17 protein-coding genes are annotated in these 18,393 nt (G+C 43.0%); 6 read left to right on the top strand and 11 right to left on the bottom strand.

Going from position 1 to position 18,393, the window contains the following annotated elements; all coding sequences use genetic code 11:
• Positions 1 to 4: 4 nt before the first annotated feature.
• Positions 5 to 736 (bottom strand): lysophospholipid acyltransferase family protein, encoded by a 732-nt coding sequence (locus M3P07_RS09580; protein WP_249969688.1) that lies wholly within the window; start codon positions 734 to 736, stop codon positions 5 to 7.
• Positions 737 to 792: 56 nt separating this feature from the next.
• On the opposite strand from M3P07_RS09580, the gene M3P07_RS09575 reads away from it, so the two are divergent.
• A complete protein-coding gene (locus tag M3P07_RS09575) occupies positions 793 to 1,035 on the top strand; it encodes a GlsB/YeaQ/YmgE family stress response membrane protein (RefSeq protein ID WP_249969687.1) in 243 nt (80 codons plus the stop codon).
• An 86-nt stretch (positions 1,036 to 1,121) separates the two neighbouring features.
• Positions 1,122 to 2,090 carry a tryptophan--tRNA ligase gene (gene trpS, locus M3P07_RS09570; protein WP_249969686.1) on the top strand — a complete coding sequence of 323 codons (969 nt, stop codon included), beginning with the start codon at positions 1,122 to 1,124 and terminating at the stop codon, positions 2,088 to 2,090.
• A 35-nt stretch (positions 2,091 to 2,125) separates the two neighbouring features.
• Here the strand turns inward: trpS and M3P07_RS09565 are convergent, their stop codons facing one another.
• A complete protein-coding gene (locus tag M3P07_RS09565; protein WP_249969685.1) occupies positions 2,126 to 2,683 on the bottom strand; it encodes an RNA polymerase sigma factor in 558 nt (185 codons plus the stop codon).
• A 135-nt stretch (positions 2,684 to 2,818) separates the two neighbouring features.
• Between M3P07_RS09565 and M3P07_RS09560 the strand changes: the two genes are divergently transcribed.
• Both M3P07_RS09560 and M3P07_RS09555 read left to right on the top strand, forming a co-directional pair.
• Positions 2,819 to 3,976: a FecR family protein gene (locus tag M3P07_RS09560; protein WP_249969684.1), complete on the top strand. Its 1,158-nt coding sequence runs from the start codon at positions 2,819 to 2,821 to the stop codon at positions 3,974 to 3,976.
• Positions 3,977 to 4,037: 61 nt separating this feature from the next.
• Entirely contained in the window at positions 4,038 to 7,829 is a 3,792-nt protein-coding gene (locus M3P07_RS09555) for a TonB-dependent receptor plug domain-containing protein (protein WP_249969683.1), read from the top strand.
• 40 nt (positions 7,830 to 7,869) lie between these two features.
• Here the strand turns inward: M3P07_RS09555 and dprA are convergent, their stop codons facing one another.
• The gene (dprA, locus tag M3P07_RS09550; RefSeq protein WP_249969682.1) at positions 7,870 to 8,976 is read right to left on the bottom strand and encodes a DNA-processing protein DprA; all 1,107 of its coding nucleotides are present in this window, start codon (positions 8,974 to 8,976) and stop codon (positions 7,870 to 7,872) included.
• A gap of 105 nt (positions 8,977 to 9,081) precedes the next feature.
• Between dprA and M3P07_RS09545 the strand changes: the two genes are divergently transcribed.
• Complete coding sequence (locus tag M3P07_RS09545; RefSeq protein ID WP_249969681.1) at positions 9,082 to 10,026, top strand: HU domain-containing protein; 945 nt, start codon at positions 9,082 to 9,084, stop codon at positions 10,024 to 10,026.
• Positions 10,027 to 10,087: 61 nt separating this feature from the next.
• Positions 10,088 to 10,600 (top strand): acyl-CoA thioesterase, encoded by a 513-nt coding sequence (locus M3P07_RS09540; protein ID WP_249969680.1) that lies wholly within the window; start codon positions 10,088 to 10,090, stop codon positions 10,598 to 10,600.
• Positions 10,601 to 10,622: 22 nt separating this feature from the next.
• Here the strand turns inward: M3P07_RS09540 and M3P07_RS09535 are convergent, their stop codons facing one another.
• The 8 genes from M3P07_RS09535 to M3P07_RS09500 form a co-directional block, all read right to left on the bottom strand.
• The gene (locus M3P07_RS09535) at positions 10,623 to 11,459 is read right to left on the bottom strand and encodes an aldo/keto reductase (RefSeq protein WP_249969679.1); all 837 of its coding nucleotides are present in this window, start codon (positions 11,457 to 11,459) and stop codon (positions 10,623 to 10,625) included.
• Between the two features lies 1 nt (position 11,460).
• Positions 11,461 to 12,594: a murein hydrolase activator EnvC family protein gene (locus M3P07_RS09530; protein ID WP_319946569.1), complete on the bottom strand. Its 1,134-nt coding sequence runs from the start codon at positions 12,592 to 12,594 to the stop codon at positions 11,461 to 11,463.
• Between the two features lie 94 nt (positions 12,595 to 12,688).
• Positions 12,689 to 13,477 carry a lipoprotein insertase outer membrane protein LolB1 gene (gene lolB1 / locus M3P07_RS09525; protein ID WP_249969677.1) on the bottom strand — a complete coding sequence of 263 codons (789 nt, stop codon included), beginning with the start codon at positions 13,475 to 13,477 and terminating at the stop codon, positions 12,689 to 12,691.
• Positions 13,477 to 14,397, bottom strand: a complete 921-nt coding sequence (locus tag M3P07_RS09520) for a tetratricopeptide repeat protein (protein WP_249969676.1) — start codon at positions 14,395 to 14,397, stop codon at positions 13,477 to 13,479. The genes lolB1 and M3P07_RS09520 overlap by 1 nt, the downstream gene beginning before the upstream one ends.
• Before the next feature lie 48 nt (positions 14,398 to 14,445).
• Positions 14,446 to 15,462 (bottom strand): sugar phosphate nucleotidyltransferase, encoded by a 1,017-nt coding sequence (locus tag M3P07_RS09515; protein WP_249969675.1) that lies wholly within the window; start codon positions 15,460 to 15,462, stop codon positions 14,446 to 14,448.
• Positions 15,463 to 16,416 carry a tetratricopeptide repeat protein gene (locus tag M3P07_RS09510; RefSeq protein ID WP_249969674.1) on the bottom strand — a complete coding sequence of 318 codons (954 nt, stop codon included), beginning with the start codon at positions 16,414 to 16,416 and terminating at the stop codon, positions 15,463 to 15,465. It lies immediately after the preceding gene.
• 3 nt (positions 16,417 to 16,419) lie between these two features.
• Entirely contained in the window at positions 16,420 to 16,854 is a 435-nt protein-coding gene (dut, locus tag M3P07_RS09505; RefSeq protein ID WP_249969673.1) for a dUTP diphosphatase, read from the bottom strand.
• Positions 16,844 to 18,313 (bottom strand): lipopolysaccharide biosynthesis protein, encoded by a 1,470-nt coding sequence (locus M3P07_RS09500; RefSeq protein WP_249969672.1) that lies wholly within the window; start codon positions 18,311 to 18,313, stop codon positions 16,844 to 16,846. Before M3P07_RS09500 ends, dut begins: the two co-directional genes overlap by 11 nt.
• Positions 18,314 to 18,393 lie beyond the last annotated feature (80 nt).

Genomic DNA, 18,393 nt, shown 5'->3' with positions numbered 1-18,393 from the left:
GCAATTATCTTAGTTCTTTTAATATCACCTCCCTCACCTCTTCCCTTAAAGTGGACTTGTCCTCTTCGGCCAAAATCCCAGTTTCAAAAAAATGGTGGACCTTGGCCCGTATACGACCTGGACCCCCGCTTAAAAACGTAAAAGAAAATCGTTTTTTATTGTCGTAAAAGGTAATGGGCACTACTGGAATTCTATGCGCTATCGCCATTTTAAAGGCTCCATCTTTAAAGGCATCCAAAACAATATGTTCTTCCGGCACCCCACCTTCAGGAAAAATACATATGCTCAATCCTTGATCCAATCTGCGCTGCGCCCTTAAATACACCCCGGTCCTGCTTTTTATGCTCTCCCGATCCACCAAAATGCAGACGCGCTTGTAGAAAAACCCGAACACGGGAATTTTTACCAATTCCTTTTTGCCCACAAAAACAAACGGGTTTTTGCTCACCACCATCATCAGCATAATATCCAACATACTGGTATGGTTGGACACCAACATATAGCTCTTCCCCTTTTCCATCTGCTGCTCCCTAAGGATTTTTGGAAAACACCCCATCCCATACAAAATGGGTCTGGCCCAAAGGTTACGGGCCAAACGAAAGAACATGGCATAGGTTTTCTCGGAAAGCGTAGTTAACAACCAAATTGGGGAAAAGACAAAAATGGGCAGGGCCACCAATAAATAGAACCAAATTCGGTACAGGACATGCCCAATATTCCGCAAAAATCCAAGCATGGCATAAAAGTAGAATTTTTGAATATCTTTATAGGAACAACCTTAAAAACTTGATTATGGGAATTTTATATGCCATACTTATCGGAGCGGCCGCAGGATGGTTGGCCGGAAAAATTATGAAAGGGGGAGGCTTCGGCGCTTTGATCAATATCATTTTAGGTATTGTGGGCGGTGCTGTGGGCAACTGGCTTTTTGGAGTGCTCGGGGTACAAATCGGCTCTGGATTGGTAGGTGATTTACTTACCGGGGTTATCGGTGCCGTGGTCATTCTGTTTGTGGCCGGGCTCTTTAAAAAATAGCATTTTAACTTCTTTTATCGTTGCCAATCCACATGCGCTTTTATTATCTCATGTGGATTGTTACTTTTACGGCTCAAAATTGAGCCATGGCCAGAATATTAACTGGAATCCAAAGTACGGGAACACCCCATTTAGGGAACATTTTAGGAGCAATCATTCCTGCCATCCAAATGGCGGATGATCCCGAAAACGAATCCTTTCTCTTTATTGCGGACATGCATTCCCTCACCCAAATTAAAAATGGGGCGGAACTCCGCAACAACACCTATGCCACCGCAGCTACCTGGTTGGCCTTTGGATTGGATATTGAAAAGACTGTCTTTTACCGTCAGAGTGATGTTCCCCAGGTTACCGAGCTGGCTTGGTACCTCAGCTGCTTTTTCCCTTACCAGCGACTTACCTTGGCCCATTCCTTTAAAGATAAAGCGGACCGACTAGAGGATGTGAACGCAGGACTGTTCACCTATCCCATGCTTATGGCCGCCGATATTTTATTGTACGACGCACATTATGTCCCAGTTGGCAAAGATCAACTCCAACATTTGGAGATGACCCGGGATGTAGCTTCGCGATTCCATAATCAATTTGGGGAAACTTTTGTGCTGCCTGAGGCCAAAGTGCAGCAGGATACCATGTATGTTCCTGGCATCGATGGGGAAAAAATGAGCAAGAGCAAAGGGAATACCATCAATTTATTCCAACCCGACAAAAAACTGCGGAAACAACTTATGGGTATTGTAACGGACAGCACGCCCATGGAAGACCCCAAGGATCCTACCAATGACAATGTTTTTGCCCTGTACAAAATTTTAGCACTGCCCGAACAAATCGAGGAAATGAGTGCCAACTATCTTGGTGGGAATTATGGTTACGGGCATGCCAAACAGGCGCTTTTCGAACTAATCCTGCAAAAATTTGCCGAGCCCCGGGAAAGGTTCGAGTACTATATGAACCACTTGGATGAGGTTGACGAGGCATTGGCCATTGGAGCGGAAAAAGCCCGAAAAGTAGCGGATGGGGTTTTGGAACGGGTGCGCACTAAACTTGGTTACTAACTAAAGGGGGCGCCTGTCTTGAGCAATCCCCTGTTTTATCTCCCAAACAATAGGAATAGGATTTTCTTTTCTTCAAAACCATCGCGGATTTTTTGAAAGGCAATCCGCAACTGCGCCTCCACGGTCTTAATGGAAATGCCCAATTTTTCCGCAATTTCCCTGTTTTTAAATCCTTCTTGTTTGCTCAATAAAATGATCTGTTGGCAACGTTCGGGCAAGCTGTCCATTAAGTTCTTGATTCGTTCCAGCTTTTGGTGAAATAAGCTATTGTCGTCTTGCGACTCACAAGAAAGTGCTTCGTACTTGAGATCTTCCAGTAACTTGGTCTTCTTTTTCCCTTCACGGAATTTGTCTACATAATGGTTATAAGCCGATCTGTACAAATAAGCCTTTAAGGAAGTGGTAATGGTTAGGGTCTGTCTTTTCTCCCACAGTTTGATAAATACACTCTGAACGATATCCTCCGTATGCGCTGAGGATTGGGTAAATTGAAAAATATAGGTGCACAATGGCTCATAGTATAAATGAAAAAGCTCCTTCATTGCTCCAGCATCATCTTGCTTAATCTGCCTGAACAAAATTTCTTCACCCATAGTTTTGGTCGTTCGGATTGTTGAACTTCATCTAATTGGTTCTTTCAGAGCAAAAAATTAACCCAAAATTATATTTAAGGGTATTTCCGGTTTTTTACGTCCCACTAATGCATACTATTGCTAAAACTACATATTTTGAAAATACTGGTCATAAAATACCTTACTGATGTTCTTACGGACGAGGAACTTGAAACCTTGCAAGAATGGTTGAAAATTCCTGAAAATCAGAAATATTTTAAGGACATGGTCAAGGCCAGCCATAGATTGGACCTTGCTAACAACCCGTTTGATGTAGACCAGGCGTATCGTAAAACTTTTGGACTTTCTACCCAGCCCAAGATGGAGTCAAAAAAAATGTACTACACCATTGCCAAATATGCAGCCGCAATTTTGGTGTTGGTGGCGACATTCTTCATTATAAATCTTATTGTTGACAAGCCAAATGGCGAGGATGCCCTATCAACGGACGAAATCCAAAGCGAGATTACCTTAGAGTTGGAGGATGGGACCCTGCATGAATTGGAAAAGGGTGCGGAACATGATATTGCCAATGATGCAGGGAAAACCATTGCACATCAGGAAAATGGAAATCTGGTGTATAGCAAAACCGACCAAACTAATATTGATCCCACGTTCCATATACTTAAGGTTCCTTATGCAAGTCGATTTGAAGTGCAATTATCGGATGGGTCGATTATTTTGCTGAACGCAGGAAGTCAATTAAAGTATCCCGTTTCCTTCGAAGGCTTGGCCAATAGAAACGTTTATTTGGAGGGTGAAGCATATTTTAAGGTCGCCCAAAGTAAAAATCAACCCTTTGTTGTGCATACCGAGAAAATGAACATCACGGTTTTCGGCACTGAATTCAATGTTAGCAATTACAAGAACGATCTAGTGGTTTCGGCCGTTTTGGCCGAGGGTAGCATAGTGGTCTCCAACCCCTCCCTCCCGGAAAACAAAGCAAACTCCATTGAGATAAAGCCGGGGCAGCGAGTAGCCACAAAGAACAATAATTTTGTGGTTCAGGAGGTAAACGTGGAAGAATTTATTGCATGGACCAAAAACAGATTGGACTTTTACAATGAACGCTTCGAAGACATCCTAAGAAAATTGGAAAGACATTTCGATGTGAACATTGAAAACAATTCTCCCGAATTGAATGACAGAAGGTACACCGGTACGTTTACCACGGAAACCCTGGAAGAAATATTGAATCTTTTTAAAAGGCACACCCCTTTCCAATATGAAGTCGCAAACAAGAATATAACTATATGGTCGAGTCCCACGAAGTGAGACCTCGTATCCTTGAACATTGGTTTTCCCCTGCTTTGTTCACCTAAGCACTGTTCTGAATATGAAAAAATCTAGATTGCCACTTACCCGCAAAACAAAAGCAAGTAGATTTCCACAACTGTTCGCATTTTTTTTTCTTTTAATGGGGCAATTGCCGGGGAACACCCTGGAACACGAATTGTTAAATGCGGGCACATTCGAACATCAACTTGCACAAATATCTGTTAACCCAACACCGCAACAAATAAATGGTAAGGTAATTGACCAAAATACCGGGGAGCCTATTCCCTATTGTAATATTGCCGTGGAATTGTCAGTTTCCGGGACTTCCAGTAATGAGCTAGGTGAATTTGTTGTTGCCGTGGATTCGCTGCCCACTAAAATCATATTCTCGCACATTAGCTACGAAAAAAAGGTTGTGGAGCTTTCCGAAGCCTCAGATTTGGTCATAACACTTGAACCCTTAACGCACAATCTTGACGAAATCACCCTTACCGCCTCCAAAGATGACAGCTTTGCAAAAAGTCTGGCAAGGAAGGCCTTTCAAAAAGCGATCCAAAATGTTAATAGGCCTCATTATGGCAAAGCTTTCTACAGGCAAAAAAGCAAGAATGGGGATATGTACTCCGAATTCTCGGAAATCATCTACGATATACGGTACAACAATGGCGGTATCGACGATTGGGAAATTATCGAGGGACGGTATGCCCTGAATCCTGGCGGGGTTCACAATAAAAATTTCACCCTATTATCCCGTTTGATCACTCCACTACAACCGGCGACGGACGAGCTGATTTTTCCCATGCACCCCGATTTGACGAATTTTTATAATCTAAGTATTATTGACCATATCACTTCTGGCAATACCAAAATTGCGGTGATAGACTTTAAACCAAAAAAGGGTTTGGGGGTTCCTATTTTTGAGGCGGAGGTTTATATTGATGTGGCTTCCCACGACATCCTTAAAATAGTGGGCAATGTGCTAAGTGATGACATAAAATTGGTCCGCTTGTCTGAAAAGAACGGTTCATGGAAAAAATATAATATTTCTTATGAGATCGCCTATAAAAAAGACTCCCTTCAAAACTTACTTCTTGACTATGTGAATTTAAAGCAGTCCTTTGATTATTACATAAACGACAGTTTTAAGTTCCATACAACCTCGTCTTCCAATCTTGTGTTTTTTGAGCACTATTTCCCGCTTTCGAGAAAAAGGCTTGGAGGTTCCAACAGGATAAACAAGAGCGACTGGGATAGATTGGATGAGATTGGATACAATGAAAAGTTTTGGGCGGAGAACCCCATTGTTAAAAGGACGCCTGTGGAGGAAGATGTTATTTCGGCCTTCGAAAATGACGAGGCCTTTGGTTCCATATTTTTGAACAGCAAGGAAAATATTGCTTTGATGGGATCAAATCTTGCCAAGGATCCCTTTATAAAACAATTGAGTCACGATCTTCGGTCTTATAAGGATTCCAACCCTGTGGAAAAAGTGTATTTGCATACCGATAAGCGTCTGTTTTCACCTGGGGAGGATTTGTGGTATAGTGGCTATGTGGTATTGGGTTCCCATCATCAATTCACTACCGGAAGCAAAGTTTTGTATGTTGATCTTATAGACCCAGACAACAATATCGTTAGCTCACAAACCCATGAAATAAGGGAAGGGAAGGCCTTTGGTACATTTAAAATTCCAGATGGGGCAACTTCTGGAAATTATCATTTAAGAGCCTATACCAACTGGATGCGGAACTACGACCAGGATTTCCTTTTTAGCAAAACAATCAAAATCGTTGATGGGAAAGTTCCGGCACCAATTTCTTCCAGTTCCGAGGATAAAATTGATCTACAATTCTTTCCGGAAGGAGGACATTTGGTCGCGAACTTAACGTGCCGTATCGCCTTTAAAGCGATCGGAGGTAACGGCCAGGATTTGAAGTTATCCGGAAAAATTCTGGATTCCCAAAGCAATTATTTGGCCACCTTAAGCACCATTGACCGAGGAGCTGGTTTTTTCTCATTGCAACCCAAAGCCGGGGAAGAATATGTTGCGGTCTTAAGCAACGGCCAAACCTATCCCCTTCCTCAAATTCTAGCACAAGGGTATGTAGTAACAGTTACCAACACAAGCCAAAAAAGTGTTGAAGTAAAGGTCCAGTCGGAGGGAATTGAAGAGAAGGAGCCTTTTTATGTTGTGGGTCATGTCAACGGAAAAAAATACTATCAGGGCAAGTTTCATTTTGGCAAAAAGCAACTTGTGAGTTTTGAAATTCCAAAAAGCAAACTCCCAAGTGGTGTGATGACCTTGACGTTATTTGACAGTGAAGGGCGACCAAGATGTGAACGTGTGGTTTTTATCAATAATGAAGAAGAGTTGTTTATTTATGCAAGGGTAAATCCCAAGGATTTTGGAAAAAGGGATGCAATGGCGGTCGATATTTTTGTAAGCGACCCCAATGGCAAACCTGTTTCTGGGGAATTTTCCATAGCCATTACTGATGCTGGCCAAGTCACCAAAAGTCAATCAACATCCAATATTTTAACGCATTTACTGATGGAGTCGGATGTAAAGGGACATATTGAAAATCCCGGGCTGCTCTTCAGTGATCAAAAAAAATCCACCTTACACAAATTGGATTTGGTAATGCTAACCCATGGATGGAGAAAATTACCATGGCAAGACATCAAAACAGGAGTTCATCCGGCCAAACCATTTCCCTTTGAAAAGGGCATAACACTTGTGGGAATGGCCCGGACCGTCAACAACAACCCCCTTCAAAACACAAATCTAAATGCCATTGCCAGGGCAGATCAAGACTCCGAGTTGTTCCTGATAACCACGAATCAAGATGGATCATTTACCATCCCCGATTTCAACCTTAATGGCCCTACGGATTTTGCTTTTAGTGCCTTGAACCGCAAAAACAAGACCATTAATTTTAATATGACTCTTAAAAAAGGCAACCTAGATGTGCCCTTAGCTAGCTATAGGCAGTCGTATCCGGTAAACCTAAAAGAGGCAGAGAAATACACCAGTGTCACCACGGCCCGAAAAAACACCCTTTCCTTTTTTGATGCCCAAAATGTAACCTTGCTGGACGAAGTGGTGGTTACAGAGAAAAAAATGGATCCTATTAGTCCCTCTAGAAAATCCCTCTTGGGACAAGAACCGGATGCAACGCTGTATGCCGACAAAAACAAATCTGCCCATACGGTAATCGATTTGGTACAACGGTTTCCTGGCGTTACGGTTACCGGTAATCCCTTAACCTTAACGGCCGCTGTAAGTATACGAAACCAGGGGACTCCGCTATGGGTAGTAAATGGTATTCCTGTCCATAATGAAAATATCCAACCCAGGCTTAGCGGCCTAGCAGCAAACGACTCCTTGGACCCAGGTGCAATGCTCGCCCAGACCCTATTACCAGTCGCAGCGCCTTCGTACATTCAAACTATGGATTCTTTTACGGTAGAACGTGTAGAGCTTTTAAAGGGTCCTTCGGCAGTGATTTACGGCTCTAGAGGTGCCAATGGGGTAATTCTGGTTTTTACAAAGCGAGGAGGAGATGACTATGGCCCAGAAATCTCCAGTCCCGATTTCACCATTCCTGGACACGCTGTGGAAAGGGAATTTTATTCCCCAAAATACGATGTCCCGGCCGTAGCACAAAAGGTTCCGGATTATCGGGCCACCCTGTATTGGAATCCCTCCTTTAAGACCAATAAAACTGGAAATGCGCGATTGCTATTCTACAATTCCGATCACGCAAAGGATATTCAAGTCTCCATCGAAGGTTTATCCAATTATGGATTGCCAGGCTCATACCTCCAGGTTTTTGGTAAAAGGAATTAGAACAGAATTCCACCGACTTTTCAAATAGTTCCCTCGATATTCAAATTGCCTCGAACAATTTACCGGGCCAAGGCCGTACCACCCCTTTCATTTCCATGGTCAAAAGGATGGATGAAGCTTGGAATACCGGAAGTTTGCATTCCAACGCAATGGTGTCCAGCAATTGCTTGCCGTGTTGTTGCAAATAGGAATGAATGGATTTTTCGGTTTCGTCCAATGCCACAAAAAGTTGTTTTTGAAGTGGGGATTTAGGCTTTTTTTGTTCCAATTCCCAATCCAATAAATAAACCAATTCAGCGGCCGAGGTCAACATTTGGGCTTGCTGTTTTTTAATGAGATCGTTGCACCCTTTGCTGAACTTATCCGAAGTTCTCCCCGGTACGGCAAAGACGTCGCGATGATATCCATTGGCCAAATCTGCTGTGACCAAACTGCCGCCTTTTTCAGCAGATTCTATGACCACTGTGGCCTCGCTCATCCCGGCAATAATCCGATTTCGTTTTAGAAAGTTCTCCCGATCTGGATTGCTTGTGGACCAAAATTCGGTAAGAAATCCTCCATGTTTTTCTATTCTTGCTACATATTTTTTATGCACCTTCGGATAAATTTGGTTTAAGCCATGGGCCAGACAGCTTATGGTCTGTAAACCGTGCTCCATGGCCATCTTTTGAATGGTTATGTCCACCCCGTAGGCAAATCCACTCACAATTATTGGATCCAGGGGTGCAATGTCTTCAATGAACGTTTCACAAAATGCCGTACCGTAACTGGTAATGTTCCTGGTACCCACCACGCTGATGATATGCTTGTTTTTCAGGTCGATGTTTCCGTTGTGAAAAAGAAGGACAGGGCCGTCCACACAGTGTTTGAGAAGTTCCGGATAATCCTGTTCCATAAAATAGGAAACCCCCAGATTGTTTTTCCTTATAAAATCGTACTCTTGCTCTGCATCATCCGCATAGCTAGGATGATAAAGTTCCTTTAAGGTCATCCTACCGATGCCCTCAATTTTCAACAGCTGCTGTATTTTGTCCTTGAAAACTGCAGTTGGACTACCACAGTGTGCAATCAATTTTTTGGCGGTTACGTCACCAATATTTGGGACCGCCTGCAGCCTCAGGGCCGCAAGAATTTCATCCTCAGTCATTTATTTTTGTAGGTTAAGTTGTCCACAAAGTACAGATTTTCAAATGTTAATAAAAAGTTATCCCGCATATTTTGTCCTGAGGGTTTTTTTGCAATATTTGTGCTGATGCGGATAGATGCGTATATAGAAAATTTGTTGTACAACTACAATTGTGTAGTCGTCCCAGGATTTGGTGCCTTCCTTGCACATGGAAAATCTGCGGAGCTGGATACGATTACCAATACCTTGCTTCCGCCGACTAAAGCAATTTCCTTCAATGCCCAATTGTCCAAGAACGACGGCCTTTTGGTCTCCCATATTGCCAAGGAAAAAAGTTTGGGATACGAGGAGTTGCTCCAAGAAGTGGAGCAAGTTTCGGAAGATTGGAACAAGCGCTTGGAACAAGGAGAAAACATTGAACTTTTTGGAGTGGGAAAACTATGGTTGAACCGCGATCGAAAGATTCAGTTCCAACCTGAGAACAAAATCAACTATTTAACATCTTCTTTTGGCCTATCTGCCTTTGCGGCAACTCCTATCCAACGGGAAGTGTTGAAGGAAGAAGTTGAGGAGCTCGAAGAGCAAATTCCTTTTATCATCACTCCAGAAAAAAGGGAGCAAACTTCCTTTAGACCCTGGCTTAAATATGCTGCGGTTATACTCTTGGCGGTTTCCTTGGGAACAACTTCGTTCAGGGCCTATGAAGAAATTCAGGAGAATCAGGTTGCTGTGCAACAAGAAGCTCGCAAACAAGTGCAGCAACATATCCAGGAAGCCACTTTTTTTGATAGTGCACCTTTAAAATTACCTGCGATTAATGTCGAGGTCAGTAAAAAACAGTTGGGCAAACACCATGTAATTGCTGGCGCTTTCCGAATTGAGGAAAATGCAGGAAAAAAAGTGGAGCAGCTAAAACAAAAAGGATACAATGCGTTCTACCTTGGTGTGAACAAGTTTGGGTTGCACCAGGTGGCTTACGATAGTTTTGAAGAGCCCAAGGAAGCATTGACATTCCTTCGAAAAGTAAAAAGAACGGAATCTCCCGATGCTTGGTTGCTCTCAGAGAAATAATCCCAGCATTCCCCTTTAATACCATAATACACTTCAATATCTTTGCGCAAAATTTAAAGGTATGCGCGCAAAATCGCCAAGTGAATCGAGAACGGTCATGACCGATATGGTCCTACCTAGTGAAACCAACCCGCTAAACAACCTTTTTGGCGGAGAACTGTTGGCACGTATGGACCGTGCAGCAAGTATCGCTGCCAGAAGGCACAGCCGAAGAATTACGGTGACGGCCTCGGTAAACCATGTAGCCTTTAACCGTTCCGTGCCGTTGGGCAGCGTAGTTACCGTAGAAGCTTCCGTATCCAGGGCTTTTAGAACATCCATGGAAATTTATATTGATGTATGGATGGAGGACAGGTTCACGGGAGAACGCACCAAGGCCAATGAAGCCATTTATACCTTTGTTGCGGTTGACGACACCGGAATCCCTACAGAAGTGCCTCCCTTGGAGCCTGAAACGGACCAAGAAAAGGAACGCTTTGCAGCTGCTCTACGACGCAAGCAACTGAGTTTGGTTTTGGCAGGGAAGATGAAACCTTCCGACGCATCCGAATTGAAGGCTTTGTTTACTTCCTAAGTATTGTCAGGTCTTTTTTGGTTTAGAAATCGAAGTTGTCTGGGTCCGGGCCAAATCGTTTGCCTTTATCCAAACTATCCATCAGGGCAATATCGTTCGCACTCAACTCAAAGTCGAATACATCGGCATTGGAAACAATGCGTTCGGGTTTTGATGACTTGGGAATGGTAATCACCCCTTTCTGAAGATCCCACCGAAGTACAATTTGGGCAACTGTTTTGTTATACTTTTCCGCTAAGGTCTTCAATGTCGGAATCTCGAAGATGTTTCCTTGCATCATCGGTGACCACGCCTCGTATTGAATGCTGTTTTTTTGGCAAAAACCGATTAGGTCTTGCTGTACCAAATAGGGATGAAACTCCATTTGGTTGACCATAGGGACAATCTCTACTGTGGGCAGTAAATCCTCCAAATGGTGCTGCAAAAAATTACTGACTCCTATGGCCCGTATGCGCCCCTCTTTGTACAAACGCTCCAAGGCCCTCCAGGTCTCCTTGGACAAATCGCCCTTGGGCCAATGTATAAGGTATAAATCCAAGTAGTCCATCCCCAATCGGGCCAAAGAGGCATCAAATGCTTTTAGGGTGGACTCATATCCCTGGTCGCTATTCCAGACCTTGCTTACCACAAAAACATCCTTTCTAGCTACATCGCTTTCTTTTATCCCCAAGCCCACACCGGTCTCATTGTTGTAAATGGAGGCCGTATCTACATGTCTATATCCGTGGTTCAAGGCTTCCTTGACAGCATTGGTAACTTCCGTCCCCTCTTTGGATAGATATACCCCTAATCCAAAATAGGGCATCTGAATCCCGTTATGCAGCTCAAATGTTCCCTGTAAATCAGTAATTTTTCCCATGTTATAGTTGATAGATCCAGTCTTCTGGATTTAGGCGATTGGTATCTTGATACAAATAGAACTTTAGCTTGGTTGTGCCGTCAAACCGATTGGTATAAACATCGCCTAATACATCTTTTGCGGCAACCCTGTCCCCCTTTTTAACATACAGGTTTGAAAGGTTATAATAGGTAGTGATGTAATTTCCATGTTTAATGGAAACTCCCCTACTTCCTCCTGGAACGGACATGATGGCAATAACCTCCCCCTCAAAAATCGCCCTTGCTTTGCTTCCTTTGTCAGTAGCAATGGTAACCCCATTATTCCGGTGCTTAATACCGGGATAGATCTTATCCGCATAAACCCCGTATCCTTGACTTTTTATTCCTTTTTCCACAGGCCAGATGAGCTTCCCTTTGTTGGCAGAAAAATTGGTGGCCACTAATTTGGCCTCCGGCGTCAATACAAATTTACTGCTAGATCGGGAGGAGCCTGCCTTTCTATTGGTACTTACTATAGCACTTTTAATAAGCCGTTCTATCTCCCTGTCAATCTTGCGCGCCTCTCGTTGTTTTTGGGCAATAGCAGCGCTGTACTTGCTTTCGTTTTGGCGAATACTGTTCAACAGGTCCTTTTGTGTTTGAATTTCCACGAATAGCCCATTCTTTACCTTCCTATTTTGAGCCAAAAGCTGTTCCTTCTCCTTGCGTTGATCCACAAGTTCTTGGTTTAACTTGGCTAGTTGGTCCGTCTTGGTCTGGATATCCTCCCCTTGCTTTTTTCTGTGCTTCGCATATTGCTCCATATACTGGAGCCTTTTAAAAGCCTGGAAGAAATTATCCGCCGACAACAGAAACATAAGTCGATTGTTCTGTGTTTTGTTTTGATAAGACTTTCGGATAAGTTGGGCATAATCCTCCTTGAGGATCTTAAGGTCTTCCCGAAGTTTACTTATGCTCCTAATGTTGACATTGATCTGCCGATTGAGTAGATTGGATTGTTGATTGGTCACCCGAATAAGCTCCTGTCGTACATTGATTCGCTTGTCCAAAGCCTCCATTTGGTCCAAAACATTCCCCTTTTCCCGTTTTTCCACAAAAAGAAGTCTGTTGATTTCCTTTATTTCTTCTTGCAGCCGTTCCCTTTTGGCTTCCAACGCTTTTTGTTCACTTGTTTGAGCAGAGACGTTAGCACACAAGAAGTATATAAAAATCAATATATAAGAAGAATATGTACGCTTATTGAACATATTACTTTAATATGATTTCATCAAACCCCTTTGGTATTTTATAGGGAAAATTCAGGGGTCTGTTCAATTCCAAATTTCTAAAATTTAGGTCGATTGTTGTGTTCTCGTCCTTTTCCAAAGCCACAATTTGAATTTCGTTCGGCAATACCTTTCCTGAAATATCTTGATAGGTATATTTGGCTGTCAGCCATCTGTTTTCTTCAGGCTGGGATATTTCTTGGGAGTGAATCTTAAAATTCCCAGGCTCCAACTGAAACAGAATCTTGAACAATTCCCTGGCTTTCTTAGGTTTTAACTGATAATTGCCTGCATTTATTGTGGAGGTGTATTTTTCATCCCTCAAATCCAAAACCGCAGACCCCAAGAGTAGGTTTTGGACCTTTTCAAAATCAAGTTCGGTCCCCAGTAGATCGCTTAAGTAGCTAAAATCCCCGTCAAAATATTCGTTTTGCAGTTTGTTGTAAAAGGAAACTTTACTTGGAGTAATCATGGCCTTGACAAAAGCTATCGGGGAGCTGCTCAACCAAATGACACTATCCTTTTGCATTCTAATGTTTACCGTAAACCCTTGAGAAGCTTTCCCATTTTCGTAATCCACCTTAACTCGCCCTCGTATGGTGGTAAAGTCTAGTTGGTTGGCATAATGGTTGTCAATAATTCGCCTGACCGACAAGCGGGAATCAACTTCCCCGCCCGAAATTGACCTCGTCGACTTACACCCGGTAAGTAGCAGCAAAGCAAGCAACGGGATTGTGGTAAGCTTCTTCATTGTATCAAAAACTAAAATCATTACAAGCCAGGTTTTACTTTATTAAGATATTCTGTTGCTTTGGTCGGATTTCCAATTGTGGTATACGCCTTGGCCAATTCCCTATAGATCTTGTTGGCCAACACATTGTCATCGAACAAATAATCCCTAGCTCCTTCTAACACCTCGATGGCCCGGGCTGTTTCGGATTTTCCATTGAGCGCCGCACCATAGGCATAATGAAAATATGCTTGAAGGGGGTAAGCTTCCAAAGCTTCTTCTGACATTTTTTCCAAGGCATTATAATCCAATTTCTCCAAAAACCCCTCCATCCTTGATCTATATTGCGCCACCGGGTCGTCTTCCTTCGGGGATTGTTTGGGTTGGTTTGAAATTGTGGATTTGGCTTTGTTTTGTTGCAGCGAATCCCGAATTTTTAATCCAAGTTCAGTCGCAAATTGGGAATCCCCCATGGACTCCAATATTTGAAGTGCTTTGTTGTATTTTGTTTTCTTGAAATAGATCAATGCCAAATTTTCCTTCAATTCAACTTTATCCAAGGGGACACGGGCCTTAATCGTTTCCATTGGGCGGCCCTGTTGCTCCATAATATTGACCAAGCTCTCCAAGTACCAAAAATCACTTGGCCTAGCATGTAAGGCTTCTATGGCATACTCCTGCGCTTGGATATATTGCTTGTCCAAAAAGTAGGTCTTGGCAAGCTGATAATCTACCACATCGCTTTGTGGGTCCAATTGCTTACAGCTAAGCAATAGGTTTATGGCCCTATCGTAGTTTTGGATGCTCTTCTGTTTTAGGGCCTCAAAAAAATGTTCCTGGAATTCGTCCGTGTATTCCTCCAGAAAAAGCTCTGCACTTTCCTCTTCATCTTGGGCATAACATGGATACCCTGCTAGTAACAACAAGGCGGTAATAATCCATAATACCGTTAGCCTTTTCATTTTTTCTTCTCCAAAAAACCTTCACTAGAAGGCAAATATCCTTTAGCGCTAAACCAAAACCGAATAGTCACCAATGCTTATGGTCTCAAAGTTACCATCAAAAACCACATTGTTCCCGATCATGGCATTGTCGAGGTTGGCGTTGGTAATTTTACTATTGCTTTGGATCAAGCTGTTTTTTATGGTTGAATTCTCAACAACCGTATCCGCACCCACCGAAACATAAGGTCCTATGGTTGCATTCTTAATCACTACATTCTCCCCGATAAAACAGGGCTCAATGATATTCGCATTTTCCTGCTGAACCGAATTGGAAATCAAGCTTTCGCCATCATTTTCCAAAAAGCCCAACATGCGCTGGTTGGTCTCCACAGTCACATTCTTGTTGCCGCAGTCCATCCATTCATCCACTTTTCCGGGCACAAACTTCATGCCTTTTTCCATCATTCGTTTGATTCCATCATTGATTTGGTACTCGCCTCCATGTACAATATCATTATCCAATACGTACTGAAGTTCTTGTTTGAGCACACCAACATCCTTAAAATAATAGATGCCGATGACCGCCAAATCGGAAACAAACTCCTTTGGTTTTTCCACGAGTTCCACAATTTCATTTTGGGCGTTCAAATTCACTACCCCAAATGCCTCTGGATGATCTACTTGTTTCACCCAAATAACACTGTCGGCAGATTTGTCCAAATGAAAATCGGCCCTGATCAAAGTATCCGCATAAGCGATCACGGCCGGACCACTCAAGGATTCTTTCGCACTCATAATGGCATGCCCAGTTCCCAAGGGTTCATCCTGTCTATAAATAGAACCCTTTGCCCCGAGCTCTTCGGCCAGCTGCATTAAACTGTTGACCACGTCGTCGCCAAAAAAAGCAGGGTCTCCCAAAATAAAGGCCACCTCCTCTATCTGCTCGCCCAACACTTTGGCAATATCAGCGACCAATCGGTGTACAATCGGTTTTCCAGCAACCGGGATTAAAGGTTTTGGAACGGTTAGGGTATGTGGTCGTAAGCGGGACCCTCTTCCCGCCATAGGTACAATAATTTTCATTTAGTCGTTAATTTCAATATTGTGTTTTTTGGCAATTTCGTTGAATAGCTCCAGCTTGCCTTCTTCCTTCATATCATTATAAAAGAGCCCAATGCTATGTTCGGCATCTTGGGCGTAGGGCGACCCCTCAGATTTGTACATCAGGTAGGCCCGGAACATATCGTCAAGACCCCTGTTATAGTCTTTTTGAAGATGAAATAATCTTCCCCGTCCATAATACCCTTCCGCTTCGTCGGGGTAAACCCCAATATAGTGGTCCATGGCTTCTATGGCTGCATTATAGTCTTTCTTGAACTCCTGGGCATAGGCTATATTGATAAGCGGCATTTTACCCTTGGGGTCCACCTCAAGGGATTTTCGATAGTATTTGATCGCTTCGTCATATTCTCCGAGTTTTCTGTGGCTATAGCCCAACATGTCCCAAGCAAATGCAAACTTGTCATCTACTTTAAGGGCTTTTTTATACTCTCGAATGGCATCTTTAAACTTTCCTTTTTGGAAAAAAACCTGTCCTTTGTCATACAGCACTTGGGCCCTTTTCCTGTTTGAAACCGAATTTTCACTTTTCAAATCCCGAGAGCTCATCAACAATTTCATGGCGTCGCAATTTCTGAGCAAATACTCCTCGATCTCATCGTAGTTTTTGTCGGCTTCTATGGTAATGTCGCCCCCTTCCACCAATAACGAGTCTGGCCGGTCACTTTTAGGAAGGGAATTAAGGGTATCCGCAGTTTTTTCCAAGGTTCCCAGAAAAGAACTTTTTAATTGGATGGCAAGGATTGATGAAGAGATACACTCCTCAATTTGTTTGAACTTCTTTGTTTCCTTTATGGTGGTCTCTATTTCAGCTATGCAAGGACAAGCTTCGCCCGCCACTTGTTCAACCTCATCGGTTTGGGCCGTCATTCCTAAAACAAGGAAGAAATTAAGAAGTAAGAACAACCTAAGTTTCATATCCTATTTTTTTCCAGTACTCCCAAATCCGCCGGCACCTCTTTCCGTAGTGGATAAGGTTTCAACTTGTTTCCAATCCACACGTTCGTGTTTGGCAATGACCATTTGGGCAATCCGCTCTCCATTTTCTATAACGAAATCATCCTTGGATAAATTGACCAGAATAACCCCGACCTCTCCTCGATAGTCAGCATCTACTGTTCCAGGTGCATTCAGGACAGTAATGCCCTTTTTGGCCGCAAGACCGCTCCTAGGGCGCACTTGGGCCTCATACCCAATTGGGAGTTCTAGGAACAATCCTGTTGGGATAATGGCCCTTTCCAGGGGCTGCAAGGTTACGGGTTCGCCCAGATTTGCCCTGAGATCCATTCCGGCAGAGGCCATGGTCTCATAGTGGGGCAATGCATGTTCTGATGTATTGATTATCTTAACTTTCACGCTTTAGAAATATGGTCTTTAGTTTATCTCCCTCCATTTTATAAACTAACGTCAAAAATAACAAAAGTAACAGGCCTCCTGCTATTAAATTTCGGTTAAAAGCATAAAACGACAAGGCAGAAAATATCAGGGAAACAGATAGATAAAAAACAATTTTTCTCATGTTGTACGGAACAGGATAATACTTTCTTCCAAAATAGAACGAAAGCAACATCATGCTTCCATAAGCGGCCAAGGTGGCCAAGGCCGAGGCCATGTATCCAATTTTTTCTATGAACGCCAAATTGATGATAAGTGTAATGAGCGCCCCAATAGATGAAATATAAGCGCCAAACTTGGTCTGGTCGGTAATCTTGTACCAAACGGAAAGGTTGTGGTAAATCCCAAGACAGAAACTGCCCAATAAAATAATCGGGATAATGTCCAAGGCTTCCCAGTAAATTTCGTTGCTTAGAAAAAGTTTCCCCAAGGGGTTCACAAAAACCACCACAGTAAGTAAAATAACACTCCCCAGAATCACAAAATAATTGGTGATCTGCGCATAGGTCTTCTGCGGTTTTTCGGAATTGGCATGGCTAAAGAAAAAGGGCTCGACCCCCATTCTAAAGGCCGTTCCAAAAAGAGTCATAAACAAGGCCAATTTATAACAGGCGGCGTACTTGCCCACTTCAATCTCCGCAATATCTGGGGGTAAAAGTTCCGTCAAAAGTATCTTGTCAAAAACTTCATTGATCGTAAAAGCAACGCCAGCCACCATCACTGGACCGGCATATTTAAGCATCTCTTTCCAAAGGCTGAAATTGAAACTGTATTTGGTTTTGAAATAGGTGGGCAGTAAAAGTAGCAGGGTAACCCCACTGGCAATAATATTGGATACGAAGATATATTTGATCTCCTGCCCTTCTTGATACATACTCCCGAAAAGCCCCTCGGGATTCTTCTCGGCCAAGCCTGGCAGGATCAACAGGAAGAAAATATTAAATCCAAAATTAATGGCCACATTTACGGTTTTTAGCACCGCGTATTTCATGGGTTTCTCATTGGCCCTAAGCAAGGCAAACGGAATGATGACAAGCGCATCCAAGACCAAAATGTAGGTGGTATACTTAATGTAATCCACATTGATGTTCGTGATATTAGCCAGGTTTTCACGCACTAGCAACGCCCCCAACAAAAACAGCAAAGAAGAGACCATCAAAGAAATGAGGGAGGTGGAAATCACATTTTGCTTTTCCTCTGTTTTGTGAAAAAACCGGAAAAACGCGGTTTCCATGCCATAGGCCAAAAACACATTAAAGATGGCTATCCAGGCATATATGTTGGTGTATTGCCCATAGCCAGCGGCATCTTCAAAAATAGAGGTGTATAGTGGCAGCAGGAAGAAGGAGAGCACCCTGGGCAAAACGGTGGCCAGGCCATAGATAAAAGTCTGTTTAAAAAGCCGTTTAAGTGGGTTCAAGAGAAACGCCTTGTTATAATATCATTTCTTAGGCGCGTACAAGTTACGTAAATCGTTTTGGTTATTGGTTTAACGGAACA

The organism is Flagellimonas myxillae (assembly GCF_023502235.1).
Classification (GTDB): Bacteria; Bacteroidota; Bacteroidia; order Flavobacteriales; family Flavobacteriaceae; genus Flagellimonas; species Flagellimonas myxillae.
The sequence above is the reverse complement of the archived record's forward strand: the minus strand, read 5'-3'. Positions and strand labels throughout refer to the sequence as shown.